This is a genomic window from Nocardia sp. CDC160, from assembly GCF_035818795.1.
Taxonomy (GTDB): Bacteria; Actinomycetota; Actinomycetes; order Mycobacteriales; family Mycobacteriaceae; genus Nocardia.
In genome coordinates, this window is record NZ_JAYKYT010000002.1 from 524023 (window position 1) to 548896 (window position 24874).

General features: G+C 67.9%; 25 protein-coding genes. 10 read left to right on the forward strand and 15 right to left on the reverse strand.

Features of this window, described 5'->3' with window-relative positions:
• Positions 1-8 precede the first annotated feature (8 nt).
• The 7 genes from VMT40_RS09870 to VMT40_RS09895 all read right to left on the reverse strand — a co-directional run bounded on the left by VMT40_RS09870 (position 9) and on the right by VMT40_RS09895 (position 7888).
• On the reverse strand, positions 9-374 hold the full coding sequence (locus VMT40_RS09870; RefSeq protein WP_326357680.1) for a hypothetical protein: 366 nt from the start codon (positions 372-374) through the stop codon (positions 9-11).
• An 868-nt stretch (positions 375-1242) separates the two neighbouring features.
• Complete coding sequence (locus tag VMT40_RS09875) at positions 1243-2793, reverse strand: HNH endonuclease signature motif containing protein (RefSeq protein ID WP_326357681.1); 1551 nt, start codon at positions 2791-2793, stop codon at positions 1243-1245.
• A 68-nt stretch (positions 2794-2861) separates the two neighbouring features.
• Entirely contained in the window at positions 2862-3236 is a 375-nt protein-coding gene (locus VMT40_RS39345; RefSeq protein ID WP_442789942.1) for a cobalamin biosynthesis protein, read from the reverse strand.
• Positions 3223-4608 carry a cobyrinate a,c-diamide synthase gene (locus VMT40_RS09880; protein WP_326357682.1) on the reverse strand — a complete coding sequence of 462 codons (1386 nt, stop codon included), beginning with the start codon at positions 4606-4608 and terminating at the stop codon, positions 3223-3225. Before VMT40_RS09880 ends, VMT40_RS39345 begins: the two co-directional genes overlap by 14 nt.
• Positions 4602-5222, reverse strand: a complete 621-nt coding sequence (cobO, locus tag VMT40_RS09885; protein WP_326357683.1) for a cob(I)yrinic acid a,c-diamide adenosyltransferase — start codon at positions 5220-5222, stop codon at positions 4602-4604. The genes VMT40_RS09880 and cobO overlap by 7 nt, the downstream gene beginning before the upstream one ends.
• A 90-nt stretch (positions 5223-5312) precedes the next feature.
• Positions 5313-5594, reverse strand: coding sequence for a hypothetical protein (locus VMT40_RS09890; RefSeq protein ID WP_326357684.1), 282 nt, complete (start codon positions 5592-5594; stop codon positions 5313-5315).
• Positions 5595-5713: 119 nt separating this feature from the next.
• The gene (locus VMT40_RS09895; protein ID WP_326357685.1) at positions 5714-7888 is read right to left on the reverse strand and encodes a VWA domain-containing protein; all 2175 of its coding nucleotides are present in this window, start codon (positions 7886-7888) and stop codon (positions 5714-5716) included.
• A gap of 117 nt (positions 7889-8005) precedes the next feature.
• Between VMT40_RS09895 and VMT40_RS09900 the strand changes: the two genes are divergently transcribed.
• Positions 8006-8392, forward strand: coding sequence for a YybH family protein (locus VMT40_RS09900; RefSeq protein ID WP_326357686.1), 387 nt, complete (start codon positions 8006-8008; stop codon positions 8390-8392).
• Between the two features lie 66 nt (positions 8393-8458).
• Here the strand turns inward: VMT40_RS09900 and VMT40_RS09905 are convergent, their stop codons facing one another.
• Both VMT40_RS09905 and mqo read right to left on the reverse strand, forming a co-directional pair.
• A complete protein-coding gene (locus tag VMT40_RS09905; RefSeq protein ID WP_040810874.1) occupies positions 8459-8908 on the reverse strand; it encodes a GNAT family N-acetyltransferase in 450 nt (149 codons plus the stop codon).
• An 18-nt stretch (positions 8909-8926) separates the two neighbouring features.
• Positions 8927-10450 carry a malate dehydrogenase (quinone) gene (gene mqo, locus VMT40_RS09910; RefSeq protein ID WP_326357687.1) on the reverse strand — a complete coding sequence of 508 codons (1524 nt, stop codon included), beginning with the start codon at positions 10448-10450 and terminating at the stop codon, positions 8927-8929.
• A gap of 294 nt (positions 10451-10744) precedes the next feature.
• Between mqo and VMT40_RS09915 the strand changes: the two genes are divergently transcribed.
• On the forward strand, positions 10745-11683 hold the full coding sequence (locus VMT40_RS09915; protein ID WP_326358560.1) for an alpha/beta hydrolase: 939 nt from the start codon (positions 10745-10747) through the stop codon (positions 11681-11683).
• Here the strand turns inward: VMT40_RS09915 and VMT40_RS09920 are convergent.
• From VMT40_RS09920 to map, 4 genes are all read right to left on the reverse strand, one after another.
• The gene (locus tag VMT40_RS09920; protein WP_326357688.1) at positions 11663-12226 is read right to left on the reverse strand and encodes an alpha/beta fold hydrolase; all 564 of its coding nucleotides are present in this window, start codon (positions 12224-12226) and stop codon (positions 11663-11665) included. The two genes, VMT40_RS09915 and VMT40_RS09920, sit on opposite strands and share 21 nt — an antisense overlap.
• 66 nt (positions 12227-12292) lie before the next feature.
• The gene (locus VMT40_RS09925; protein ID WP_326357689.1) at positions 12293-13834 is read right to left on the reverse strand and encodes a cobyric acid synthase; all 1542 of its coding nucleotides are present in this window, start codon (positions 13832-13834) and stop codon (positions 12293-12295) included.
• Positions 13831-14127, reverse strand: a complete 297-nt coding sequence (locus tag VMT40_RS09930; protein WP_326357690.1) for a hypothetical protein — start codon at positions 14125-14127, stop codon at positions 13831-13833. The genes VMT40_RS09925 and VMT40_RS09930 overlap by 4 nt, the downstream gene beginning before the upstream one ends.
• A complete protein-coding gene (gene map / locus VMT40_RS09935) occupies positions 14124-14987 on the reverse strand; it encodes a type I methionyl aminopeptidase (RefSeq protein WP_326308811.1) in 864 nt (287 codons plus the stop codon). Before map ends, VMT40_RS09930 begins: the two co-directional genes overlap by 4 nt.
• 129 nt (positions 14988-15116) lie before the next feature.
• On the opposite strand from map, the gene VMT40_RS09940 reads away from it, so the two are divergent.
• Positions 15117-16130 carry an LLM class flavin-dependent oxidoreductase gene (locus VMT40_RS09940; RefSeq protein WP_326357691.1) on the forward strand — a complete coding sequence of 338 codons (1014 nt, stop codon included), beginning with the start codon at positions 15117-15119 and terminating at the stop codon, positions 16128-16130.
• A gap of 56 nt (positions 16131-16186) precedes the next feature.
• Here the strand turns inward: VMT40_RS09940 and VMT40_RS09945 are convergent, their stop codons facing one another.
• Positions 16187-16801, reverse strand: a complete 615-nt coding sequence (locus VMT40_RS09945) for a TetR/AcrR family transcriptional regulator (RefSeq protein WP_326357692.1) — start codon at positions 16799-16801, stop codon at positions 16187-16189.
• A gap of 111 nt (positions 16802-16912) precedes the next feature.
• Between VMT40_RS09945 and VMT40_RS09950 the strand changes: the two genes are divergently transcribed.
• Positions 16913-18115, forward strand: a complete 1203-nt coding sequence (locus tag VMT40_RS09950; RefSeq protein ID WP_326357693.1) for an alpha/beta hydrolase family protein — start codon at positions 16913-16915, stop codon at positions 18113-18115.
• A 3-nt stretch (positions 18116-18118) separates the two neighbouring features.
• On the opposite strand, the gene VMT40_RS09955 is transcribed toward VMT40_RS09950, so the two are convergent.
• The gene (locus VMT40_RS09955; protein WP_326357694.1) at positions 18119-18880 is read right to left on the reverse strand and encodes a GntR family transcriptional regulator; all 762 of its coding nucleotides are present in this window, start codon (positions 18878-18880) and stop codon (positions 18119-18121) included.
• Between the two features lie 97 nt (positions 18881-18977).
• Here VMT40_RS09955 and VMT40_RS09960 point away from each other — a divergent pair, with 97 nt between their 5' ends.
• The 6 genes from VMT40_RS09960 to VMT40_RS09985 all read left to right on the forward strand — a co-directional run bounded on the left by VMT40_RS09960 (position 18978) and on the right by VMT40_RS09985 (position 24849).
• Complete coding sequence (locus VMT40_RS09960; protein WP_326357695.1) at positions 18978-20093, forward strand: TIGR03364 family FAD-dependent oxidoreductase; 1116 nt, start codon at positions 18978-18980, stop codon at positions 20091-20093.
• A gap of 22 nt (positions 20094-20115) precedes the next feature.
• Positions 20116-20808 carry a phosphonatase-like hydrolase gene (locus VMT40_RS09965; protein WP_326357696.1) on the forward strand — a complete coding sequence of 231 codons (693 nt, stop codon included), beginning with the start codon at positions 20116-20118 and terminating at the stop codon, positions 20806-20808.
• A 75-nt stretch (positions 20809-20883) separates the two neighbouring features.
• Positions 20884-21948, forward strand: coding sequence for a 2-aminoethylphosphonate ABC transporter substrate-binding protein (locus tag VMT40_RS09970; protein ID WP_442789943.1), 1065 nt, complete (start codon positions 20884-20886; stop codon positions 21946-21948).
• Between the two features lie 28 nt (positions 21949-21976).
• The gene (locus VMT40_RS09975; protein WP_326357697.1) at positions 21977-23158 is read left to right on the forward strand and encodes an ABC transporter ATP-binding protein; all 1182 of its coding nucleotides are present in this window, start codon (positions 21977-21979) and stop codon (positions 23156-23158) included.
• Positions 23155-24048 carry a 2-aminoethylphosphonate ABC transporter permease subunit gene (locus VMT40_RS09980; RefSeq protein ID WP_326357698.1) on the forward strand — a complete coding sequence of 298 codons (894 nt, stop codon included), beginning with the start codon at positions 23155-23157 and terminating at the stop codon, positions 24046-24048. Before VMT40_RS09975 ends, VMT40_RS09980 begins: the two co-directional genes overlap by 4 nt.
• 3 nt (positions 24049-24051) lie before the next feature.
• Positions 24052-24849 (forward strand): ABC transporter permease, encoded by a 798-nt coding sequence (locus VMT40_RS09985; protein ID WP_326357699.1) that lies wholly within the window; start codon positions 24052-24054, stop codon positions 24847-24849.
• Positions 24850-24874 lie beyond the last annotated feature (25 nt).

The following is a 24874-nucleotide window of genomic DNA, read 5'->3' on the forward strand; positions in this document are numbered from 1 at the left end:
TCGCCCGCTCAAGAGCTGGGCCACCAGTAGTCCGCCACCAGATAGAGGCTGAGAATCACGCCGGGAACGAACACCACCCCGCCAACAACGATCCCCCAAGCCGCCCTCCGGCCTCTATCCAGTGCCACCCGGCCCAGCTTCCAGGCAATCCCCCCGGCTCCAGCCCACACATAAAGCGGCAGCATGCCAAGGCTTCCAAGGATGATCGGCGAACACGGATGCCGCCACCCGCAGTAGGCCGGAACCCCGTCCATATCACTGATGATCAGGAACGAAAGAAACCCCGTCACGCAGAACCCAATGAAGCCCCAGAACAGCCACCAGGTCAGATAGGTGCGCCAGCGGTCGTCCGGGGCGAAAGTGGGTTCTGCCACAAGACAAAACCTTAAAGACCAAAACCCCAAGAGCCAAAAACCAAAAGAGACAAAAGACAAAAGACGCCAGGAGGAGGGAGAGAGGCGGGTCGAGCCTGCGAGGCCCCCTCACCCACCAGCCCCCTCCCGCAAAAACCGCACCTCCCAGCCCCCTCACCTACCGAACCTCACTCACCTCCCAGCCCACTCGCCGAAAAGACAAAAGCCAAAAGATGCCTGGAGGAGGGAGAGAGGCGGGTCGAGCTTGCGAGGCCCCCTCACCCACCAGCCCCCTCACGGAAACAACCGCACCTCCCAGCCCCCTCACCTATGGCACCTCACTCACGTCCCAGCCCGCTCACCGCTCGGCCGTTCATCGTCTCTGTGGAATTGTCAAAGAGCTGACCGGCTGTGTTGGGCTCGGGAAGCGTTGAGCCTTGCGGTCTTTGGGCGTGTTGCCTTTCGGCAGGGTCTCGGTCGGCGGGTCTGTCGGTGGGCCAGGCTGTCGGTCGGTTGGGTTTCGGTGGGCGGGACTTTTGGTAGGTGGGGCTGTCGGTCGGCCGGGGCAATCAGTGGGCCGTAACAATCAGTGGCCTGGAGCTATCGGTGGGCGGGCTATCGGTAGGTCGGGCAATCTGTAGGCCGGGGCTGTTGGTGGGCGGGGCTGTTGGTGGGCGGGGCTGTTGGTGGGCGGGGCAGTTGGAGGGCGGAGGGTTTTTGAGTCTTTTGGTTTTGGGTTTTTGTCTTTAAAGGTGATGCGTGCAGTCCGTGGGCTGGGAGGTGAGGTGGCGGCTCCCAACCCGGCGTCAGCCCAAGTGCGGTAGGGCAGGCGAGGTGACCACACTTCCCGTTGTTTTGCGCACGCCCGGGTGGGACGAGCAGCCGGGTTTCACGCTGCCCGTGAACCCCACCTCCGGCAACTCGAATCGACCGCCGTGGCGACCCGCTTGCCGACGTGATGGGTGTCGTTGACTTGCGGGGTGTGGGAGGGGTCCAACGCCTTCGGGGCAATCCAGCCGACCCGGCCCGGGTGGGCGGAGTCCTTGCCCAACATCACCGTCTGCCACCCGTGCTCGCTGTCGTTGACCATCGCGTGGTGGTGATCGCACACCAGGGCGAGGTTGTTCAAATCCGTCGGTCCGCCCTTGGCCCAATCGATCACATGATGCGCGGCGCACATACTCGCGGGCACATCGCAGCCCGGGTGGGTGCAGCCGCGATCGCGGGCGATCAACGCCAACCGCTGCCCGGAGCTGGCGAGGCGTTCACCGTGAGCCAGGTAGAGCGGGATCTCGTCCTTATCCAGCACCGCCAATACGGGGCGAGAGTTCTTGGCCAGCTTGAGGGCTTCGCTGATCGACAGGTGCCCGCCCGAGGCGGTGGTGGCCATGCCCGCACCCTTCTCGAGGTCGGCCAGGCTCATCGTGACGACGACCTCGACCGGCAGGCCACGGTGCTTGCCCAGCTTCACCGGCTTGCCCGGCTTCGCCGTAGCGACACCAGCATCCGCACCGGCAGCGACACCGGTAGCAGCTGTGGCAGCGACAGCGTCGGCGGCGGTGTCGGTGCCCGGCTGCAGGGCAGTGACAAGGGCGAACAATGCGTCGTGGGTGCGTTGCCCCGCGTCGCGCCGGTCGCGACGCGCGGCCGCCTCCAACACCTTCGACTCGACCCGCGCCGTGGCCGTGAGGATTTCGGTGTCGGCGTCGTCGAGGTTGCACATGCCCGGCCGGGCCAGCTTGGCGAAGATCGCATCCAGCAGCGCGCGGAGTTCGGGGGTGAGCCAGCCTTCGATCTTCGACATCCCATCCACCCCGGGACGGCTGATGGTGATGCCGCGACGGCGGCGACGGTCGGCATCGGAGATCACCGTGCCCTCAGGATCCAGGCGGGCGAGGATCTCGCGTCCGATCTTGGGCAGGTCATCGGGCATGCCGGTCACGCAGTGCTCCACCAGCAACGCCTCGGTCTCGACCCGCGCCGGGGCGGGGATCTCGGCGGGCAGATGCGTCATGATGTCCACGATGCCGCGCACATGATCGCGGGAAATCACGCCCGTCTCAAAGGCGTTCGCGGTCGCCGCCAAAGCAACCGGGCGCGGCTTGCCGTCGACCCCGAGGAACTCCCCACACGCTGCGGCGATCTTCACCCGCATCGACGCGTCATACCGCGACAGGCCCAGGGTTTGACGCAGGAACGGCACCGCGTCCTTCACTCCGGCCTTGCGCGGCAGATCCCGATCCGACACCTCGATCACCAGAGCCGCATCCAACGCAGCCAATTGGCGTTTGCAGATTTCCAGGCGGCGCATGAATTCCACGACATCGGTATCGGCGAGGCGGTTGAGTCCGCCGTGCGCGACAGTGTCGGTGACGTTGGTGACTGCGGTCATCAGGGCGCTGATGCCGGTGGTGTCGAGTGATTCCCCCTTCGAATTCATGCTCTAATTCTATCGCGAATTCGATCACAATAGAAGGCGAATTGCGTTGTGATATAAGGGATTTCAGACTACTTGGTGTTTCGAAATAGCGCTGCGGCGATAACTACGCCGGAGACTATCGTCTTCGATGTAATCAATTCCTTTTCGCCACTAACCGAAAGGGCTGCAGCCTCAGCGACACTCGATGTTCCCAATGCTGCCGCGACTCGGGTCGAGGGGTTTTGGACCTGGATCACTTCCAGGTCCACGACTGAGACCGCCACCGCTTCGGCTCCCAATTGTTCTGCTGCCGTACGAAATCCAGGCTCTCCGGCCCGTCGGTCGATCGTGGCCAGCTGTCGAATTGCCGCATCGCCGACTACCTCCCGGACCGCCGCCACAATCTCGTCGGCCGGTGTTCCGGGCCGTAGCCCGACGCCCACTACGAGCTCACGCCGGGGCATGGGTTTGGGCGAAATCGGCTGCGGCGGATACGAATCGGCCTATGGCGGTGGGGTTTCCGGCGGGGTGGGTGTGGAGGTAGGAGGCGTGGACTCGGTGTGGGGTTGCGCCTTCTCGGATGGTTTCTCCGGACGGTGAGCGCCAGGCCCAGGCGGGGGCGGCGGAGCTGGGGGTGGTGAGGCGGGTGCGGTGGAACTCGTGGCCGCGGACTCGTTCACCGGCGCTCCAGAGGGGGGAGTCCGTGAGTGCGACGGCATCTCGGTAGCCGAGGGTGAGGCGGGGGCCGAATTCGGCTTCGGCGTCGATGACTCCGGCCATGCGGTGGCCGTCGAGAGTGCGGGTCAGGTAGAGGAGGCCCGCGCATTCGGCGTGGATTGGGAGGCCGCGCGCTGCCCGGTCGGCGATCGAGGTGAGCAGGGTCGTGTTCGCGGCGAGGTCGGCGGCATGTTCCTCGGGGAATCCACCGGGGATGACCAAACCGGCCGTACCGGAGGGCAATTCATCACGCAGCGGGTCGAAGACTCGAACCTCCGCACCCGCTGCCGCCAGCAGCTCGCGGTGTTCCGCATAGCCGAAGGTGAATGCCGGTCCACCGGCGATCGCCACCACCGGGCCAGACTCCTCGGCGGTCACCTCGGCCGCGGGATCCCACACGGGTCCGTCAGCTTTCGACGCCGCCAATGCCGCCACGGCACTCAAATCAATATGTGCCGCAACGAGATCCGTCATGGCATCCACTGCGGCTTGCGCGGCCGAGCCGTGCTCGACGGCGGGAATCAACCCCAGATGCCGTGACGGGACGGCCAATTCGGCCATGCGCGGCAACGCACCCAGCACCGGCAGACCCACACGCGCACAGGCCGCGCGCAGCACCTGCTCGTGCCGCTCGCTGCCGACACGGTTGAGAATCACGCCGCCGAGCCGGATTCCGCTGTCGTACGTGGCGAATCCGTGCAACAGGGCCGCCAAGCTCTGGCTGTGGCCGCGCGCGTCGACGACCAGGATCACCGGTGCGCCCAGCATGGCCGCGATCTGAGCGGTCGAGCCCTCGGCGATGGGCTCGGTGTTGTGTTCGTCGATGCGGCCATCGAACAGGCCCATCACGCCCTCGACCACGGCCAGATCGCAGTCGCGGCTGCCGTGCCGGTACAGCGGCACCACCCGGTCGGCACCGACCAGCACCGGGTCCAGGTTGCGGCCCGGTCGTCCGGCGGCCAGGCCGTGGTAGCCCGGGTCGATGTAGTCCGGGCCCACCTTGAACGGTGCGACGCGGTGCCCGGCCCGGCGCAGTGCGCCGATCAATCCGGTGGCGACCGTGGTCTTTCCGCTGCCCGAGGCGGGTGCGGCGATGACCACCGCGGGTGTGCTCACCATTCGATGCCGCGCTGGCCCTTGCGGCCCGCGTCCATCGGATGCTTCACCTTGGTCATCTCGGTGACCAGGTCCGCGGCGTCGATCAGCGCCTGCGGGGCGTCCCGCCCGGTGATCACCACGTGCTGGTTGCCGGGCCGACTGCGCAGCGTCTCGACGACCTCGTCCACCTCGACCCAGCCCCACTTGAGCGGATAGGTGAACTCGTCGAGCACGTAGAAGCGATGCTCCTCGGCACCCAATCGCCGCTGGATTTCCTTCCATCCGGCCAGCGCCGCGGCCGCGTGGTCTTCATCGCTGCCCTGCTTGCGCGTCCACGACCAGCCCTCGCCCATCTTGTGCCACTCGACCGCGCCGCCGACACCGGTCTCGTCGTGCAGCTGACCGAGGGTTCGGAATGCGGCCTCCTCCCCCACCTTCCACTTGGCGCTCTTCACGAACTGGAACACCGCGACATCGAAGCCCTGGTTCCACGCCCGCAACGCCATGCCGAACGCCGCGGTCGACTTCCCCTTGCCCGGCCCGGTGTGCACCGCCAAGACGGGCAGATTCCGACGCTGCCGCGTCGTCAGCCCGTCATCCGGAATGCTCTCCGGCAGCGGCACACCCTTCGGCATCGACCCCAGCTCCTTCCACGACAACCAAGTCCGGGAATCACGGTGCCATACGCCTACGACACCACGGCCCCCGGCCCGGACCGCGGGTCGCTAGAGGTTGTCGAAGAAGCCTTTGATCGCACCCCAGATGCCACCGACTACAGCGCCGGGAACGGGCGTCGGGCCGAGAAGGTGCACCGCTGTCTCGACGGCCGCCTCACCATAATTGCGCCCGCTGGAAGTACGACCGCCCGTGCCGGGTCCCGTCTTGGTGCCACCGGATTCATCGGGAGTGCCCCGCCCGCGCCTCGCAGCCTGTGCCGCCTTCGCCGCCGCGATGACATCGGAGATATCACGCTGAGGTTCGGCCCAGCCGTGCGTGTAATAGCCCATGTTCTCGCCCCCGGGGTGACTCTGGCCGATCCGGCGCTGAAGTCTCCGGCCCGACTCACCCAATCGTAAGCCGCCGCCGCGCATTTCAGCGACGGTCAGATCTGCGCGAGGACGACGGGTTACGCGGCCCGGGTGGCGCGGACTATCCCCGCGACGGAATCGCCGGTGAGGGCGGTCAATTGGAGGTAGCCGCCGCGTAGTTCAGTGGCGATGTCGCGGGCCAAGCCGAGGCGGATCATGCCGCGTTCGCAGTCGACGACCATGGCGGTGACGGCGTCGTGGGCGAGCATGCGGGCGGCGGCGCGGGCGCGCAGGACCGGGTCGGTGCCTCCCGTGGCGCGGCCGTCGGTGAGCAGGACCAGCAGCGGGCGGCGGAGGGGGTCGCGCAGGCGTTCGCGGCGGATCAGGTCGCGGGCCTTCAGGAGTCCTTGCGCCAGTGGGGTTTTGCCGCCGGTGCGCAGGTCGGACAGGCGGCGGACGGCGATGTCGACCGAGGAGGTCGGGGGGAGGACGAGTTCCGCTTGCTGGCCGCGCATGGTGATGACCGCGACCTTGTCGCGGCTCTGGTAGGCGTCGCGGAGCAGGGCCACCACCGCGTTGGTGACGGCCGAGAGGCGGTCGCGGGCGGCCATGGATCCGGAGGTGTCGACCACGAAGACGACCAGATTGCCTTCCCTGCCTTCGCGATACGCGCCGCGCAGGTCTCCAGGAGCGAAGGAGAGGGGGCCGGTTAGGCGGCCACGCTCGTGCTGATGCGGGGCCGCGGCGAAGATGGTGCCCAGCAGATGCAGGCCGGTGGAGGTGTCGTCGGTGACCTGGACGACCCGGCCCTGGCGGGTGCGGGCGCGCGAACGGCGGCCGGGTGCGCCTTCACCGACGCCGGGGACCTCCCAGCGCGGGGGCTTGGGCAGGGTGGCGGTGGGTGCCGCGACGCGGCCCTCGCGGGCGGGACGGTCACCGGAGGTGTTGCGGTCACCCTGGGCATTGGTGTCGGTGCTCGAACCGTCCGGATTCCGCCCTCCCCCAAAGGGATCCGGTCCACCATCCGGAAGGTTCGCGCCGTCATCCCCGCCGATCGGCGAGTCCGAGCCATCGGCCGAATCCCGATCACCCGGTGAAGTGTCCGAGCCGCCGACCGAATCCGGACCGTCGGCCGAGGCATCACGATCGCGCGAATCCCGCTCTGCGGCAGAAGCTTCGGCGTCCTCGGGGGTCAGCCCGTTCGCCAGATCCTGCGGTCCCGCACCGTCATTCGGCGGGACCGCTTCACCTTTTCCCAGGCTGTCATCCCCTTCGGCGCGCGCGGCCTCCGCCGCGGCCCGATCCATGGCCTCGTCGAGTTGTTCCTCGCTGATCCCGGGTTCGTCGAACGGGTCGCGGCGACGGCGGTGCGGCAGGGCCAGTTCCGCGGCGACGCGCACATCGGCCTCGGTGACCGCGGGGGCTCCGCGCCAGGCGGCGTGGGCGGTGGCGGTGCGGGCGACCACCAGGTCCGCGCGCATGCCGTCGACATCGAAGGCCGCGCACAGGGCCGCGATGCGGCGCAGCTCGACATTGTCCAGAGTCACCTCGGCGAGCCGGTCGCGGGCGGTCAGAATGCGTTCGGCCACTTCGCGATCCGCGGCCCGGTAGCGGTCGGCGAAGGCGTTCGGGTCGGCCTCGTAGTCGAGGCGGCGGCGGACCACGGCCATGCGGACGTCCACGTCGCGGGAGGCGACGACGTCGACGGTCAGGCCGAAGCGGTCCAGCAGCTGCGGGCGCAGCTCGCCCTCCTCGGGATTCATGGTGCCCACCAACACGAATCGCGCGGGATGGGTGTGGGAGACGCCGTCGCGCTCGATGTGCACCCGGCCCATGGCGGCCGCGTCCAGCAGCACGTCCACCAGGTGGTCGTGCAGCAGGTTCACCTCGTCGACATAGAGCACGCCGTGATGGGCGGCGGCCAGCAGGCCGGGCTTGAATGCCTGCTCCCCGTCGCGCAGCACCCGCTCCAAATCCAGCGAACCGACCACCCGGTCCTCGGTCGCGCCGACCGGCAACTCCACCAGCCGCGCGGGCCGCGCCCCGGACTCGTCCACCACCGGCGGCAACAACTGCGCCAGCGCCCGCACCACGGTCGATTTCGCGGTCCCCTTCTCACCCCGCACCAGCACCCCACCGATCCCGGGATGCACCGCGCACAGGATCAGCGCCAGCTGCAGCCGCTCCTGCCCCACCACCGCGGAGAACGGAAACCCGGCCTCATCACCGGCCGCACGAACACTTTCGGAGTAAGCCACAGGAGAAACGGACACGCCCCAACTCTAAGCACACCCCCCACCCCACCCGCCCGCGCCCCATCGACTGGCACACCCTGGAGGGGAATCGGGCAAATCTCCTCCAGGGTGTGCCAGTCGGCGGATGGTGGAGGAATGCGGGCGAATACTCCGGAAGAGGTGTTGGTGTTGTTGAGCATCGCGTTGGGTGAGGGACGAGTCGCGGATGCGGCGAGCTTGTACGAACCCGACGCCGTGTTCTTCTACTCGCCCAATACCGGGCCGGTGACCGGGCGGGACGAAATACGTTCGGCGCTCGCCGATCTCGCGGCGATCCATCCGGTCCTGCGCAACGATGTGCTGCGGACCGTCATCGCCGGGAATATCGCCACGGTCGTGAACGCGTGGCGGATCGACGGAACTCGGCCGGACGGGCAGCCGATCGCCATGTCGGCCACCAGCACCGACGTGATGCGCCGCCGAACCGATGGCTCCTGGGGCATCCTCATCGACGATCCCTGGGGTGTCCAGCCCCGGAAATGACCGAGCGCCCGCCGTGGATCGCACGACGGGCGCTCGAAGTTGTCCAATGAAGGCGTTGGTTTTGGTTCAGCCGCGGCGCATGGGGATGTGGGGAATGCCGTCCTCGATGTATTCCTCGCCGTCCACCTTGAAGCCGTGCTTGGTGTACATGTCGACGAGGTAGGTCTGCGCGTTCAGGCGGACCGTGGCCGAACCGGCCTCGGCGAGCGCCGCCTGCAGCAGGCGGGTGGTGTAGCCGTGTCCGCGGGCCTCGGGGGTGGTGCAGAGGCGGCCGATGCGGAAGGACTTCACGCCGTCCTCGTGCTCCTCCATGAGGCGCAGGGTGCAGATGACCTCGCCCTCATCGTCGAGCCAGAAGTGGCGGGTTTCCGGCAGCAGGTCGAACCCGTCCAGTTCCGGGTAGGCGCACTTCTGCTCGACGACGAACACCTCGACCCGAAGTTTCAACAGCTTGTACAGCGTCGCGGTGTCCAGGTCTTGGGACCACGACCGTTTGAGAGCAACCGTTGACATCATCGAGTCTTGCTATCACATCTAGGCGTGAGAAGCGATACCGGCGTGCTTTGGCGTGTTGGCGGAATCGAGCTGCAGGGCCTTGCTCGACCAGTCCCAGACCTCGCGGAACAGGGCCTGATTCTCCGACAGCTTGACGCCCAGCGACGGCACCATTTCCTTGAGTTTCGGCTCCCACGTGGAGAATTCGCGCGGGAAGCACCGCTTCATGACGTCCAGCATGGCGCTCACGCAGGTGGACGCGCCCGGCGAGGCGCCCAGCAGACCGGCGATCGTGCCGTCCTCGGCCGCGACGACCGCGGTGCCCAGCTCCAGCACGCCGCCGATACCCTTGCGGCGAATCATCTGCACACGCTGACCGGCGATGATCAGCTCCCAGTCGCCGAGCTCGGCGCGCGGGATGAACTCCTCCATGGAGTCGATGCGGCCGTTCTGCGACTTGAGCAGCTCGGAGACCAGGTAGTTGACCAGACCCATCTCGGTGACGCCGACACCCAGCATGGAGAACAGGTTGTTCGGCTTCACCGACTTGATGAGGTCGGTCATCTTGCCGTCCTTGAGGAACTTCGGCGTCCACCCGGCGTAGGGGCCGAACAGCAGCCCCTTCTCGCCATTGATGACGCGAGTGTCCAAGTGCGGCACCGACATCGGCGGCGCGCCGACCGACGCCTGGCCGTACACCTTGGCCTCGTGCTTGGCGACGAGATCGGGGTTGGTGCAGCGCAGGAACAGGCCCGACACCGGGAAGCCACCGAAACCGGCGATCTCCTTGATGCCCGACTTCTGCAGCAGCGGCAGCGCGCCGCCGCCCGCGCCCACGAACACGAACTTGGCGTTGATCACACGCACCTTGCGGCTGCGCAGATTGCGCACCTTGACCAGCCAGGAGCCGTCGGACTGCTTGGTGAGGTTGAGCACCTCGTGACCGAAGGCGATGTCCGCGCCGGACGCGCCCAGGTAGGCCAGCAGTTCCTTGGTGAGCTCACCGAAGTCGATGTCGGTGCCGTACTGGGTCCAGTTCAGGGCGACCGGGTCGGAGAAGTCGCGGCCCTTGGCCATCAGCGGTAGTCGCCGACTGAATTCGGCTGCGTCGTCGATGAATTCCATGCCCTCGAACAGCGGATGCCGCGACAGCGCCGCGTGGCGCTTGCGCAGGTATTCGACGCCGTCCGTGCCGTGGGTGAAGCTCACGTGCGGGATGGGGTTGATGAAGTTCGACGGGTTGGCCAGGACGCCGTTCTCCACCGCGTAGGACCAGAACTGGCGCGAGACCTGGAAGCGCTCGTTGATGTCGATGGCCTTGGTGATCTCGACCGAGCCGTCGGCGTTCTGCGGGGTGTAGTTCAGCTCGCACAGGGCCGAGTGGCCCGTACCGGCGTTGTTCCACGGATCGCTGCTCTCTCCGGCCGCCTCGTCCAGGCGCTCGAAGATATTGATCGACCAGTCCGGCTGCACCTGTCGGAGCAAGGCACCGAGGGTGGCACTCATGATGCCTGCGCCGATCAGTACTACATCGGTCTTTTCAATCGTGGCAGCGTTCGACACGGCGTTCGTCGACTTCCTTGTCCTTGAATGGGTCACCAGGTGGGAGTTAGGTTACCCGTCGTTCACTTGAGCCTAATTCTGCCCCTGAGCATTCCCGAATCCCCCTTCGAAATCCCCGAATGTGAGAGATCCCTCCCAAATGGACATCGTTGTGGCGCGGTCTATCTTGGGCTTGTGACCTCCGATACGTCATCCACCACCTCGCCGTCGGACACCACGCCGCCCGACGCCACCCTGCCCGGCACCTGGCAGCCCGACGTGCTGGGCGACGACTACCAGCAGCTGACGATTCCGATGGGACCCGATCCGGACGGCGAGGGCGATGTGGTCGCCACGCTGGTCCGCTACACCCCGGCCGACGCCCCGGTCGCCACCCGGGCCGTGCTGTACGTGCACGGATTCACCGACTACTTCTTCCAGGAACACCTGGCCCAGCACCTGGCCGCCCAAGACCATGCTTTCTACGCGCTGGACCTGCGCAAATGTGGACGTTCACAGCGCAGCGGGCAGACGCCGCACTTCGTGTCGGACCTGGCACTCTACGACGTGGAGTTGAATCGGGCGCTGAAGATCGTGCGTGAGGAAACCGGCCTGCCGGTGCTGGTCATGGCGCATTCGACCGGCGGCCTGGTCACCTCGCTGTGGCTGAACCGGCTGCAGTCCGCGGGAGGCACTGCGGCGCAAGGGATTACGGGGCTGGTGCTGAACAGCCCGTGGTTCGATCTGCAGGGGCCGGGCTACTACCGCTCGATCGGCACGCCGCTGTTGGAGGGGCTGGGCCGACTGCGCGCGTTCGCCAAGATTCCGCTCGGCGTCTCCACCGCCTACGGCGACAGCCTGCACAAGAGCGTCTCCGGGGAGTGGGACTACAACCTGGACTGGAAACCGTTGAGCGGCTACGCGGTTCACGCGGGCTGGTTGCGGGCCATTCGTCGCGGGCAGTTCCGGCTGCACAAGGGCCTCGATATCGGCGTCCCCGCCCTGATCCTGCGGTCCAAGCTGACCAAGTTCATGCGCGAGTACGGGCCCGCCGCCGATCTGGCCGATCTGGTGCTGGACGTCAAACAGATTCAGCGCTGGTCGGGCTGCCTGGGCGACCGGACCAATATCGTGCCGATCGAGGGCGCGCGGCACGATGTGTTCCTGTCCTCGGAAACCCCGCGCGCACAGGCGTTCGCCGAGCTCGATTCCTGGCTGGAGTGGCTGGGGAAGTCACCAGAAGCTGGTGCGTAGCACCACTTCGGTGGCCAGCTCGTGGCCCGCTTCGGCGGCCACATCGGTGACATCCATGGGCACCAGCCGGAATTCGCCGTAGACGAACCGGCTGGAACCCTCGGCCACCGAGCGCGGCAGGCGCTTGGTGGCCAGCAGGGTGGTGGGGATCTCCACCGGCGGGCAGGAGGCGTCCTTGACGGTGCCGTCGGTGCCGGGCGCGGCGGGATGCCCGCCACCGGCCACGATCAAGCTCATGAAGCGGCCGAAGCCGCGCGCGGCCAACTGCCAGGCCAATTCCGCGCCCGCGCCGCTGCCGACCAGATTGGCCCACGGGACCTTCAGCTGGTCGAGGATGGCGAACACCGCGGTGGCGTCGAGACCGTCGATCGATTCGATCGCGATGGTGTGCAGGTCCGAGGTCTGCAGCCGGGCGCAGACCTGGTCGTAAACATCGGCCGGATCACCCGCATCGGGTAGCAGCAGGACGTGGTGCCGTGTTTCGGGTCCGCCGACTCGCACCGCCCACTCGCGGTCACCGACCGTGATCCGCCGAGATTCCATGGTCAATCACGCTACAGGAGGCGGCGAGGGGCCGACCGCGACTCGGGCGGATTGCTGTGACGCCGGTCACTTACCGACGGTGAGGACGGGGAGATTCGCGGGGGCTCCCTCGGTGATGAGGCGGTCGAGAAGGTCTGCGTCGAGGTGCTTTTCCATCAGGTCGGCGAGCAGGTCGAGCTGGCTGGCGCGGACCTGCGCGACCGAAACATCCTCGGCGACAACGAAACCGGTGCGGCCCGCCCGCTCGGCGACGCGGCGCAGCCAGGCGCGGCGAAACTCGTCCGATTCCAAGGCACCGTGGAGGTGGGTGCCCCAGATCGATTCGCGCACACTGCCTTCGGGGAGACCGTCCAGTTCGAACCAGGGGGTGTCGCCGGTGCGGGTGACGCGGCCGTGGTGGATCTCATAGCCGTGCACCGGGAGATCGTTATTACCCCCGGCGGTCGCATGATGCCGGACACGACCGCTGGAGCGGCGCAATACCTTCGGGTCGGCGAATTCGATCTCCAGGTCCAGCAGACCCAGGCCCGCGACGGTGCCCGCGGCGGATTCGACCGGGTCGACGATGGTGCGGGCCAGCATTTGGTAGCCACCGCAGATGCCGAGAATGGGCGCGCCTGCCGCGGCCCGGGCGGTGAGGGCGTCGGCAATCCCGCTGCGCCGCAACCATTCCAGATCGCTCACCGTGGATTTGCTGCCCGGCACCACGACCAGGTCGGCTCCCGCCATGCGGGACGGATCGCTCACCCAGCGGACGGAAACTCCGGGTTCGCAGGCCAATGCCTCGACGTCGGTGGAATTGGAGATGCGCGGCAGGCGAACGGCGGCGACGGTCAGCCACTCGGTGCCCAGCGGCGGGCGCGGTCGCCCGACCGGGGCGTCCGCCACGGTGCCGAGGGAGTCCTCCGCATCGATCCAGAGTTCCTCCGCGAACGGAATCACCCCCAGAGTGGGCCGCCCGGTGAGCGCCGTGAGCTGGTCCAGCCCCGGCCGCAACAAATCCACATCCCCCCGGAATTTATTGATGATGAACCCGGAAATCAGCCGCTGGTCTTCGGGTTCCAGAATCGCGACCGTCCCGAACAAATGCGCCAGGACTCCCCCGCGATCGATGTCACCCACCACCACGACCGGAACATCCGCCGCCCGAGCCAACCCCATGTTCGCCAAATCCGTTGCCCGCAAGTTGATCTCGGCGGGCGACCCGGCCCCCTCGCAGATCACCACATCGAATTCGTCCCGCAGCGAAGCCAATTCCTCGGCCACGATCGCCCGCAGCGCGGTCCGATGCCGAAAGTAATCCTTGGCCCCCACGGTGTCGATCGCCTTGCCCCGCACCACGAGCTGCGAGCGCCGATCACTCCCCGGCTTCAACAGCACCGGATTGAATCGCACACTCGGCTCGAGCCCGGCGGCCCGAGCCTGCAATGCCTGCGCCCGCCCGATCTCCCCGCCGTCGAGCGTCACCACGGAGTTGTTCGACATGTTCTGCGCCTTGAACGGCGCGACACGAATGCCGCGCCGCGCCAACATTCGGCAAAGCCCCGCTACGACAACGCTTTTCCCGGCGTCGGACGTGGTTCCCGCGACGAGCAGAGCACCCTTCACCGGGTGCTGTACTCCGCTCGGGGGCGGTAGACGTAGTGGTCGCGGCCGCTGCCGCGGTAGGCGTCGCGGTCGACGTAGGCATCGCCGCTGTCGGCGGTGACGCCCTCCGGCTTGTCGGGGTCGTCGACCGGGCGGCCCGCGGCGAGTTCGACGTGGCGGCGCATGGTCGCGCGCATGGCGCCCAGGCCCTCGTCGCGGGGGTTCGGGGGCAGGAAGCGGGCGGGCTTGCGCCGGGGGCCGCGGGAGCCGAGGGCGCGAGTTCTGGTGCCCCGCTGGGGCATTGCGATGTTCACGGGAGAGTAAGGATTTCTGCGCCTTCGTCGGTGACGACGAGTGTGTGTTCGAATTGGGCGGTCCACTTGCGGTCCTTGGTGACCACGGTCCAGCCGTCGTCCCAGATCTCGTAGTCGATGCCGCCCAGATTGATCATGGGCTCGATGGTGAAGGTCATGCCGGGCTCGATGACCGACTCCACGGCGGGCTGGTCGTAGTGCAGGATGACCAGGCCGGAGTGGAAGGTGGGACCCACACCGTGGCCGGTGAAGTCGCGGACCACGCCGTACCCGAAGCGGTTGGCGTAGGCCTCGATCACCCGACCGATGACATTGAGGGCGCGACCGGGCTTGACCGCCTTGATGGCCCGCATGGTCGCTTCCTCGGTGCGCTCGACCAGCAGGCGCACCTCCTCGTCCACGTCACCGGCGAGGAAGGTCTTGTTGGTGTCGCCGTGCACGCCATTGATGTAGGCGGTCACGTCGATATTGACGATGTCGCCGTCCTCGATGACCGTCGAGTCCGGGATGCCGTGGCAGATGACCTCGTTCAGCGAGGTGCAGCAGGACTTGGGAAAACCCTTGTAGCCCAAGGTCGACGGGTACGCGCCGTGGTCGCACATGTACTCGTGCGCGATGCGGTCCAGCTCGTCGGTGGTCACCCCCGGCGCGACGGCCTTACCGGCTTCTTCCAGGGCCTGCGCCGCGATCTTCCCCGCGATCCGCATCTTCTCGATGGTCTCCGGAGTCTGCACCCAAGGCTCCGAGCCTTCCTTGGCGGTCTTCTTCCAGACGTACTCGGGTCGCTCGATGTTCTTGGGGACCTCGCGAATGGGCGACTGCGTGCCGGGTACGAGGGGCTTGCGGGTGCGCACAGACATGGCTACCAGAGTATCTGCCGGTCCGAATCGTGGGATTCCCAGGTCCGAGGCACCGGGGAATCTTTCCGGACCGTGGTCCGTTTATGCTTCCAGTTGGCTTGGAAACGAGACTCGAGAGGGGCTGCGGCCGTGGAATTGGGACTGACGACATTCGCGGAAACGCATCCCGTCGGCGGCGACGGGCCGGTGCCGACCGCGGGCGAGCGACTGCGGCAGGTGGTCGAGGAAGCGGTGGCGACCGAGCGGGCCGGGCTGGACGTGTACGGCGTGGGCGAGCATCACCGCAAGGATTTCGCGGCCTCCTCGCCCGCCATGGTGTTGGCGGCCACCGCCTCGCGCACCGAGCGGATTCAGCTCACCAGCGCGGTGACGGTGCTCAGCTCCGATGATCCGGTACGGGTGTTCCAGGACTTCTCGACCTTGGACGGGCTGTCGAACGGCCGGGCCGAATTGATGGCGGGCCGTGGGTCGTTCATCGAATCGTTCCCGCTGTTCGGGTACGACCTCAACGACTACGACGAGCTCTTCGAGGAGAAGCTGGCGCTGCTGTTGAAGATTCGCGAGGAGGGGCCGGTCACCTGGTCGGGCAAGTTCCGCGCGCCTTTGAAGGACGCCATTGTCTATCCGCGCACCGAGAATCGGCCGCTGCCGGTGTGGATCGCGGTCGGCGGCAGCCCCGAATCCGTGGTGCGCGCCGGGCTTTTGGGCCTGCCGCTGGCCATCGCCATCATCGGCGGGCAGCCCGCGCGGTTCCAGCCGCTGGTGGATCTGTACCACCGCGCCCTCGACGAGGGCGGGCACGAGCCGCAGCCGGTGGCGGTGCACGCGCACGGGTACATCGCCGAGACCGACGAGGCGGCGGTGTCGGACTTCTACGCCTCCTACGCGCGGGCCATGTCCGGCATCGGGCGCGAGCGCGGGTGGGGTCCGATGACGCGGCAGCAGTTCGACGCGCTGCGCTCGCAGAGCGGTTCGCTGTTCGTGGGCACGCCGGATTATGTGGCCGAGAAGATCGCGAACGTTCGCGACACGCTCGGGTTGGATCGGTTCATGCTGCACAGCAGCGTGGGCACGTTGCCGCATGAGAAGGTGCTCGCCAATATCGAGCTGTTCGGTGCGAAGGTGGCACCGCAGGTGCGTTGAGCGACAACGAATTCGGCCCGGTCTGCATGACCGGGCCGAATTTGTTTCGCCGGACTTCAGGGCGTGGTCGCCCCGAAGGCGGTGAGCAGCATGTCGGTGAGTTGGTCGAGGTAGTCGGGGGCGGTGGGGTCGCCGCCGAGCATGACGCGCAGGAACAAAGGTGCGCCCAGGAAGTCCAGGGCCAGTTCGATATTCAGCGTCTCGGGCAGTTCGCCCCGGCTGATGGCGCGGTGCAGGATCCGCGCGACCTTGGCTCGGCGCGAGCGACCGATGCCCGATTGCATGACCTCCCGCAGCGCGGGCACCCGCACGGCCTGTGCTAACAGGTCCGGAATGATGCGTGCCACTAGGGGATTCGTCAGCGCCTGCGCCGAGACTTCGAGGAAGGCCCGCACATCGCCGCGCAGGGTGCCGGTGTCCGGGGAGTCGGCGGCGTCGATGGCGACCTCGGAGATGAGCGCGGTCACCAGGTCTTCCTTGCTCGACCAGCGGCGGTAGAGCGTCGGCTTGCTCACGCCCGCGCGCCGGGCCACCGCCTCCATGGACAGCTTGCCGTACCCGGCCTCGGCCAGTTCCTCGAAGGCCGCCGCGCGAATGGCCGCGGTCACCTGCGGTTGCATGACGGCCGCGCCCGCGGGTTTGCGGGTGCGGGAACCGGATTCGTCGCTCATGCGCCGCAGTCTAGCAACGACGAAACGGTTGCGTTTCGTCGTCGATCGGTCTACCGTTCTTCCCATACGACGAAACGGTGTCGTATCGACGTAAAGAGCGAGGTAGAAGCCATGAAATTCCTCTTCGACGATGAATCCTTCGCCTACGAGACGCTGCGTGCCGCCGGGTTCGCCTGCTACGGCGGCGCGGAACTGGGCGAGGTGCTCGCCACCGCCGCCCGCATCCCGGAGGGCGATGAGGACGCCTGGCTGCGCGAGTGGGAGGCCACCGCCCGCCGCGCCCAGGCCATCGGCGAAGCCAGCGCGAGCGCGGGCCACCGGGTCAGCGCCCGCGAGGCGCTGCTGCGCGCCTCGAACTACTACCGCACCGCCGAGTTCTACCGCCGCGACGATCCGGCGCACGACCCCAAGGCCCGCGAGCTGTCTCGGCTGTCGCGCGAAACCTTCTGGGCCGCGGCGCAACTCATGGACACCCCGGTGCTGCCGGTCGAGATTCCATACCAGGACACCACGCTTCCGGGCTACCTGTACCTGGCCGACGACACCGGCACGCCGCGCCCGACGGTCATTTTCACCAGCGGCTTCGATTCCACCCTCGAGGAGTCGTATTTCGCGCTCGCGGCCGGGGCCATCGCGCGCGGCTACCACGTGCTGGCCTTCGACGGACCCGGCCAGGGCGCGGTCATTCGCGAACAGGGCCTGACCTTCCGACATGACTGGGAGGCCGTCATCACCCCGGTCGTCGACTTCGCGCTCACCCGGCCGGAGATCGATCCGGCGCGAATCTCATTGTTCGGCTACAGCCTCGGCGGTTACCTCACCGCCCGCGCGGCGGCCTTCGAACACCGGCTCGCCGCGCTCATTCTCGACGACGGTCTGTTCGACTACCACTACGCGCACGAGCGGATGATGCCGCCGTTCCTGTCCGAGTGGATCGCACAGGGCCGCGACGCGGAGGCGAATGCCGTTGCCGCGCTGATGATGACGCACAACACCACCCTGCGCTGGGCACTGCGCAATGGCGTGTGGACCTTCGGCGCGGCCTCGCCCGCCGAGTACGTGCGCATGACCGCCAACTACACCCTCGCCGGTATCGCCGACAAGATCCAATGTCCCACACTGGTTTTCGACGCCGAGAACGACCTGTTCTTCCAGGGTGAGGCCGCGCGCGTGTACGAGGCACTCACCTGCAAGAAGGAATTGATCACCGGCACCGAGGCGGAGGGTGCGGGCGAACACTGCCACACCGGCGCGGTGCTGCTCACCCTGCAGCGGCTGTTCGATTGGCTCGACGGCACCCTCGCCGCGCGGTAAGCGTCAGTAATCCCGCAGGGTCGCCTGGAACGCGATGCGGTCGCCGCGATACAGCGACCGCACGAGTTCGATCGGCGAGCCCTCCGCGTCGACGCTGCGCCGGTGCAGCAGCAGCATCGGCAGGGCCGTGGTGCATTCCAGCAGCGCGGCCTCGCGCGGGGAGGCCAGCATGGTCTCGATCCGCTCGGTCGCCGACATGTAGACCACCCCGCGCGAGCGGGTCGCCGCGTAGAGCGAGGTGGTGGGGTCGTAGAACTCGCGCAGGAAGGCGAAGCGGGGCAACGGCATCCAGGTGCTCTCCAGCCCGATGCGCTCACCGTCGGCGAGCAGGACTCGTTCCAGGTGCGTGACCACGGTGCCCGGCGCGACACCCAGATCCCGGGCCACGTCCGGATCGGCGGGCACATCGTTCCAGCCGACCAGCAGACGCCCCGGCGTGCGGCCGAACTTCAACGCCCCCTCGGTGTAGGAGCGCAGCGACAAGGGCTGCACCATCTTCGGCCGCGAGACCACGGTACCGCGCCCCTGACGGCGAATTCGCCCCTCCACCAGGAGTTCTCGCACCGCCTGGCGTACGGTTTCCCGGGCGACACCGCAGCGCAGGGCGAGTTCGCGTTCCGAGGGCAGCGGATCACCCTCGGACAGCTCGGCCAGCAACTCCTCGAGCTCCGCGCGCACGCGATACGACTTGGGCAGGCGCGCATCGCCGCCGGTGAGCACGGAATCTGGCTGGTTCTCCACCCCGGCGGCCTCCCTCGTCTCCATACCCCCAGCGTACACAAGATTGGTCTATACCAATTATTAACCTAGCGTTTCCACACGAAACACTCCTAGGTCTAGACCATTGCCCAGGATGTTGGTCATGCGATTGGTCATCATCGGCGGAGGGATCCTCGGCACCGCCCACGCTCTCGCCGCCATCGGCCGCGGCCACGAAGTAATCCACCTCGAACGCGAGGTGGAGGCGCGCGGCGCGACCGTGCGCAACTTCGGTCTGGTGTGGGTGTCGGGGCGCAGCGCCAATGAACTGGAACTCACGCTGCGGTCCCGGCAGCTGTGGGAGGAGATCGGCGGCAAGGTGCCGGGCGTTGGCTTCCGGCCCGCGGGCTCGATCACCCTGGTGCGCACCGACAATGAGCTCGCGGTGGCCGAGGCCGCCATGGCGAGCCCGTCGGCCGCCGAGCGCGGCTTCGAACTGCTGGACCCGGACAAGGTGCGCGCGATCAACCCGGCGCTGCGCGGTAAATTCCTTGCGGGCCTGCACTGTTCGACCGATGCCGCCGTGGAGTCGCGCCAGGCGCTGCCCGCCCTTCGCCGCTACATGGAGGCCAGCGAGCGCTACACCTTCTTCGCCGGAACCGAGGCGCGCGCCATCACCGGCACCACCGTCATCGACGATCGCGGCCGCCGCCACGAGGGCGATCTGGTCCTGGTCTGCCCCGGTGCGGCGCACTCCGGCCTGACTCGCGAACTGGTGGGCGACATTCCGGTGCGACGCGTGCGCCTGCAGATGATGCAGACCGCTCCCCTGGGCGAGCCGCTCACCACCGCCATCGCCGACGGCGACAGCTTCCGCTACTACCCGGCCTTCGCGGGCCCGGAGCTGGACAAGCTGAATCGCGAAGAGGCGCAGCCCTTCACGGCCGCCCAGCACAAGATGCAGCTGCTGGCCGTGCAGCGCCTGCACGGCGGGCTCACCATCGGCGACACCCACGAGTACGACGAGCCGTTCACCTTCGATGTGGACGAGGCACCCTACGAGCACCTCACCGGTGTGATGGAGGAACTGCTGGGCCGCAAGCTGCCGCCGATCGTGCGGCGCTGGGCGGGCGTGTACAGCCAGTCCATCGATCCGGGGACCATCGTCACCCGCGCGCGGGCCGCCGAGGGCGTGTGGGTCGTCACCGGGCCGGGCGGGCGCGGCATGACGCTGGGTCCCGCGATCGGCGAACAGACCGCCGACCTGCTCAACCTCTGACTCGACCAGCGAAGGAATCAGCGTGTCCGACAAGCAGATCGATCTGGCGGTGCTCGATATGGCGGGCACCACCGTCTCCGATGACGGCCTGGTGATCCGCGCCTTCGAGCGGGCCGCCACCGCGGCGGGCATTCCCGAGCAGGGTCCCGAGCGCGAGGCCGCCCGCCAGTACGTCATCGACACCATGGGCCAGTCCAAGATCGTCGTCTTCCGCGCGCTCACCGGCGGGGACGAACAGCGGGCGCAGCGGGCCAACGCCGAATTCGAGGCCGCCTACGCCGAACTCGCCAGCGAGACCGGCGTCGTCCCGATTCCCGGTGCCGCCGAGGCTATTTCGGCGCTGCGGGCGGCGGGCATCAAGGTGGCGCTGACCACCGGGTTCAGCCGCGAGACCCAGGACAAGCTGCTGGATGCCCTGGGCTGGAACGAGATCGCCGACCTCACCCTCGCCCCCTCCGACGCCGGGCGCGGCCGCCCGTACCCGGACATGGTGCTCACCGCCGTGCTGCGGCTGGGCATCGACGCCGTGGATCGCGTTGCGGTGCTGGGCGATACGGCCAGCGATATCGGCACCGGGCTGTCCGCCGGGGCCCGCATCGTGGCCGGGACCCTGACCGGCGCGCACGACGAGGAGCAGCTGCGGGCCGCCGGTGCGACCCACGTGGTTCCCTCCGTCACCGAGTTCGCGCAGCTGCTGCTGGCCGAGCGCGGCTAGAGAATTCCGCCGCCCCGGCGGAGTACCCACCGTCCCTACGACTCGACCGTCCCCTGAACTGAAAGTGCAGTCACCGTGCGTAATTCGAACAACCGCCTCGCACGCACCATCGCCCGATCCGCTCTGATTGTCGCCTCCGCCACCGCGGTCGCTTTCAGCCTCACCGCCTGCGGCGGCACCGGCAGCGACGCCAAGGACGGCAAGACGGTCACCGTCTACTCCGCCGATGGTCTCGGCGACTGGTACAAGCCCGTCTTCGAGAAGTTCAAGACGCAGACCGGCATTTCGGTCAACTATGTCGAGGCCGGTTCCGGCGAGGTCGTCTCCCGCGTGGAGAAGGAGCAGTCCAATCCGCAGGCCGACCTGATGGTCGCGCTGCCGCCGTTCATCCAGAAGGCCGACAAGTCCGGTCTGCTGCAGGCCAGCGGCGTGGACACCGGCGCGATCGCCGCGGCCGACAAGGACGCGAACGGCAAGTGGGTGTCGCTGGCCGGGAACTACCTGTGCTTCATCGCCAACCCCTCCGTCGACACCACCAAGATCACCTGGGACGACCTGCTCAAGCCCGACTACAAGGGCAAGATCCAGTACTCCACCCCCGGCCAGGCCGGTGACGGCACCGCGGTGCTGGTGCTGCTGCAGCAGTTGCTGGGCAAGCAGGGCGCGCTCGACTACCTCGCCAAGCTGCAGGCCAACAATGTCGGCCCGTCGTCCTCGACCGGCAAGCTGCAGGCCAAGGTCGACAAGGGTGAGCTGCTGGTCGCCAACGGCGACGTGCAGATGAACCTGGACAGCGTCAAGGACGGCTCCAAGTTCAACGTCTTCTTCCCGGCCTCCGCCGATGGAAAGCGCTCGACCGTCTCGCTGCCGTACCTGATGGGCATGGCCAAGGGTGCGCCGCACGCCGACGCCGCCAAGAAGCTGTTCGAGTTCCTGCTCTCGGCCGACGTGCAGAAGTCACTGCCCGACGTGTTCGCCATCCCCTCGCGCACCGATCTGGCCAATGCCCCGGCCACCGGCACCGGTCCCTCCCCGGCCGCGACCATCAAGGACGTGACCGTCCTGCACCCGGACTGGACCACCGTGCTCGACAACCTCGACGCCGACGTGGCGGCCTACACCAAGGCCACCGGTAGCTAACGCCTCACCACCCCAGGAGCAGCGCACCATGTCCTCCCCGACGACGACATCCGCGGTGGTCGCCGACCCCACCGCCGAACCCGCCATCGTGTTCGACCGGGTCGGTGTCACCTACGGCCGTGGCAAGAAAACCACTGTCGCACTGGCCGATTTCAACCTGCGGGTCGCCGCCGGGGAGACGGTCGCACTCCTGGGGCCCAGCGGCTCCGGCAAGTCCACCGCGCTCAAGGCGCTGGCCGGATTCGTCCGGCCCACCTCGGGCGCGGTGCGGCTGGCCGGGCGCGACGTCACCGACCTGTCCCCCGCCAAGCGCGGGATCGGGGTGGTGGTGCAGTCCTACGCGTTGTTCCCGCACATGCGGGTGCACGACAATGTGGCCTTCGGTTTGAAGGCACATCGCGTGGCGCGCAACGAAATCGACGCTCGGGTGCGCGAGGCGCTCGACATGGTCGGCATGGGCGCCTACGCCAAGCGACTGCCCCGGGAGCTGTCCGGCGGGCAGCAGCAGCGCGTGGCCATCGCGCGGGCACTGGCCATTCGACCCAAGGTGCTGCTGCTCGACGAGCCCCTCGCGGCGCTGGACGCCCAGCTGCGCCAGAACATGCTGGGCGAGCTCCAGCAGCTGCGAAAGGCATTGCCCGACACGGCAATGCTGTACGTGACCCACGATCAGGCCGAGGCGCTGGCGCTGGCCGACCGGATCGCCGTCATGCGCGACGCGCGACTGGTCGACATCGACACCGCCCACACGCTGTGGCAGCAGCCCGCCACCGAATTCACCGCCTCCTTCCTGGGCGGCGCGAACCTGCTGGCCTGCGAGGTGAAGCACGTCTCCGGCACCGCCGCCCTGGTGAAGGTCGGCGAACGCACCCTCCGCGCCGAGGCCCCACGCCCCGGCGTCGGCCGCCCCGACTGGGTCCCGAATGCCGAGGCGCAGTTGTGCATTCGCCCGCACACCATCGCGATCGTCCCGCTCACCGAGCGAGACGCCCTGCGCGCCACCGTGATCACCAGCGTCTGGAAGGGCGCTTCCACCCGCCTCCACCTCGACGTGGCCGGTATCCCGGACGAATTGACCGCAGACGTCCTGGGCCACACCGATATCGCGCCGGGCGACCACGTCGGCATCCGCTTCCCCGATCCCGCCGGAGTCCTCATTCCCCCGGGCATCGGCACCGAGGCGGCAGCGGACGGCGAGGCCCGCGCATGACCGCGCTACTCGAAACCCCGTCCGCACCAGAGGCTCCCGAAACACGAGAACAGCGACGGTCGTGGCAGCCGGTGCTGTGGACGCTGCCGCCGGTCCTGATCGTGATCGGCATGGCGGTGTATCCGATCGTGCGGGTGCTGTCCGAGTCGACCAAGACCAAGTCCGGGCGAGGGGTCCAGACCTGGTCGAAGGTATTGGAGGAGGAATCGTTTCGAAACGCGTTGTGGCGGACCGTGATGATCGCGGTCAGCTCGACGCTCGGGTGTCTGGTGTTGGGGACCTTCCTCGCGATCGTGTTGGCGTTCGTGCCGTTTCCCGGCTCGCAGGTGGTGGGTCGGCTCATCGACTCGGTGCTGACCCTGCCGTCTTTCCTTGTGACACTGGCGTTCACGTTCCTCTACGGGACGGCGGGCGCGGTGAACGCGCTGATCCAGCAGATCACCGGCGGGAACAAGCCGGTCGTGGACTTCCTCAGTACGCAGTGGGGCGTGATCCTCGCCGAGGTCACGTTCTTCACGCCCTTCGTCGTCCGCCCGCTGTTGGCGGCGTTCGCCCAATTGCCGCGCGAGCAACTGGATGTCGCGTCGAGCCTGGGCGCTTCGCCGTGGCGGGTCCTGCGGCAGGTGGTCATGCCCGAGGCATGGCCCGCGCTCGCGGCGGGCGGCAGCCTCACCCTGCTGTTGACCCTCAACGAATTCGGCATCGTGCTGTTCACCGGCGCGAAGGGCGTGCTCACGCTGCCTGCGCTGATCTACACCCGCGGCATCGTCACCTTCGATCTGCCGGGGGCCGCGGTGCTGGCCTCGGTGCAGGTGCTGCTGTCGCTGAGCCTGTACCTCGGATACCGACTGCTGTTCGCGCGCTTGACCGCTGCGCGGAAGGAGAGCTGACCCATGCTGGTGTGGACGCGACGCGGGCGGGCCATCGTGCTCGCGGTGTTCGGGGTCGTGGTCACCGTGGTGTTCGTCGCGCCCATCGCCACCGTGGTGGCCGCCGCGCTGGCCGGACGGTGGACCGGGCCGCTGCCCTCGCACCTGGGCTTCGCGAATTTCGATCGGGCGCTCTCCGGTGAGGAATCCGCGAGCCTGTCGGTGAGTTTACAGACCGCGCTGCTGGCCGGACTGTTCTCGCTGGTGCTCGGCACCTGGGCGGCGCTGGCCTCGATCGAGGCTCCGGCCTGGCTGCGGCGGATCACCGACGCGGTCTTCCACGTGCCGGTCGCCGTGCCGTCGGTGGCCATCGGGCTGGGCGTGCTCATCGCCTTCAACGAGCAGCCGCTGCTGCTCGGCGGCACCAAATGGATTGTGATCCTGGCCCATACGGTGCTGGTGCTGGCCTACGCCTTCAGCGGCGTCTCCGCCGCCCTGGACCGACTCGACCCCGGCTACCGCCAGGCCGCCGAATCCCTCGGCGCGGGCCCGGTCCGGGTCCTGTTCCGGATCACGCTCCCGCTGCTGCTGCCCGCCCTGGGCGCGGCCGCGGGCCTGGCCATCGCACTGTCCATGGGTGAGCTCGGCGCGACCATCATGGTCTACCCCGCCACCTGGAAAACCCTGCCCGTGACCATCTTCGCGGCCACCGACCGCGGTGCGGTCTTCGACGCCGCCGCCAGCACCACCCTGCTGGTGTTGGTCACTTTGATCGCCCTGGTCATCCTGGGCCGCTTGAAAGGTCGTGCGGCGCTCCGCTGACCCCGGGTCAGCACGAGTTCGACCG

Bases quoted from the DNA above. Each gene is read 5' to 3' on its own strand.
- VMT40_RS09875 (WP_326357681.1), bottom strand. From the start codon at position 2,793: ATGAATTCGAAGGGGGAATCACTCGACACCACCGGCATCAGCGCCCTG.
- VMT40_RS39345 (WP_442789942.1), bottom strand. From the start codon at position 3,236: ATGCCCCGGCGTGAGCTCGTAGTGGGCGTCGGGCTACGGCCCGGAACA.
- VMT40_RS09880 (WP_326357682.1), bottom strand. From the start codon at position 4,608: ATGGTGAGCACACCCGCGGTGGTCATCGCCGCACCCGCCTCGGGCAGC.
- cobO (WP_326357683.1), bottom strand. From the start codon at position 5,222: ATGCCGAAGGGTGTGCCGCTGCCGGAGAGCATTCCGGATGACGGGCTG.
- VMT40_RS09890 (WP_326357684.1), bottom strand. From the start codon at position 5,594: ATGGGCTATTACACGCACGGCTGGGCCGAACCTCAGCGTGATATCTCC.
- VMT40_RS09900 (WP_326357686.1), top strand. From the start codon at position 8,006: ATGCGGGCGAATACTCCGGAAGAGGTGTTGGTGTTGTTGAGCATCGCG.
- VMT40_RS09905 (WP_040810874.1), bottom strand. From the start codon at position 8,908: ATGATGTCAACGGTTGCTCTCAAACGGTCGTGGTCCCAAGACCTGGAC.
- VMT40_RS09915 (WP_326358560.1), top strand. From the start codon at position 10,745: ATGGGACCCGATCCGGACGGCGAGGGCGATGTGGTCGCCACGCTGGTC.
- VMT40_RS09920 (WP_326357688.1), bottom strand. From the start codon at position 12,226: ATGGAATCTCGGCGGATCACGGTCGGTGACCGCGAGTGGGCGGTGCGA.
- map (WP_326308811.1), bottom strand. From the start codon at position 14,987: ATGTCTGTGCGCACCCGCAAGCCCCTCGTACCCGGCACGCAGTCGCCC.
- VMT40_RS09945 (WP_326357692.1), bottom strand. From the start codon at position 16,801: ATGAGCGACGAATCCGGTTCCCGCACCCGCAAACCCGCGGGCGCGGCC.
- VMT40_RS09950 (WP_326357693.1), top strand. From the start codon at position 16,913: ATGAAATTCCTCTTCGACGATGAATCCTTCGCCTACGAGACGCTGCGT.
- VMT40_RS09955 (WP_326357694.1), bottom strand. From the start codon at position 18,880: ATGGAGACGAGGGAGGCCGCCGGGGTGGAGAACCAGCCAGATTCCGTG.
- VMT40_RS09960 (WP_326357695.1), top strand. From the start codon at position 18,978: ATGCGATTGGTCATCATCGGCGGAGGGATCCTCGGCACCGCCCACGCT.
- VMT40_RS09975 (WP_326357697.1), top strand. From the start codon at position 21,977: ATGTCCTCCCCGACGACGACATCCGCGGTGGTCGCCGACCCCACCGCC.
- VMT40_RS09980 (WP_326357698.1), top strand. From the start codon at position 23,155: ATGACCGCGCTACTCGAAACCCCGTCCGCACCAGAGGCTCCCGAAACA.
- VMT40_RS09985 (WP_326357699.1), top strand. From the start codon at position 24,052: ATGCTGGTGTGGACGCGACGCGGGCGGGCCATCGTGCTCGCGGTGTTC.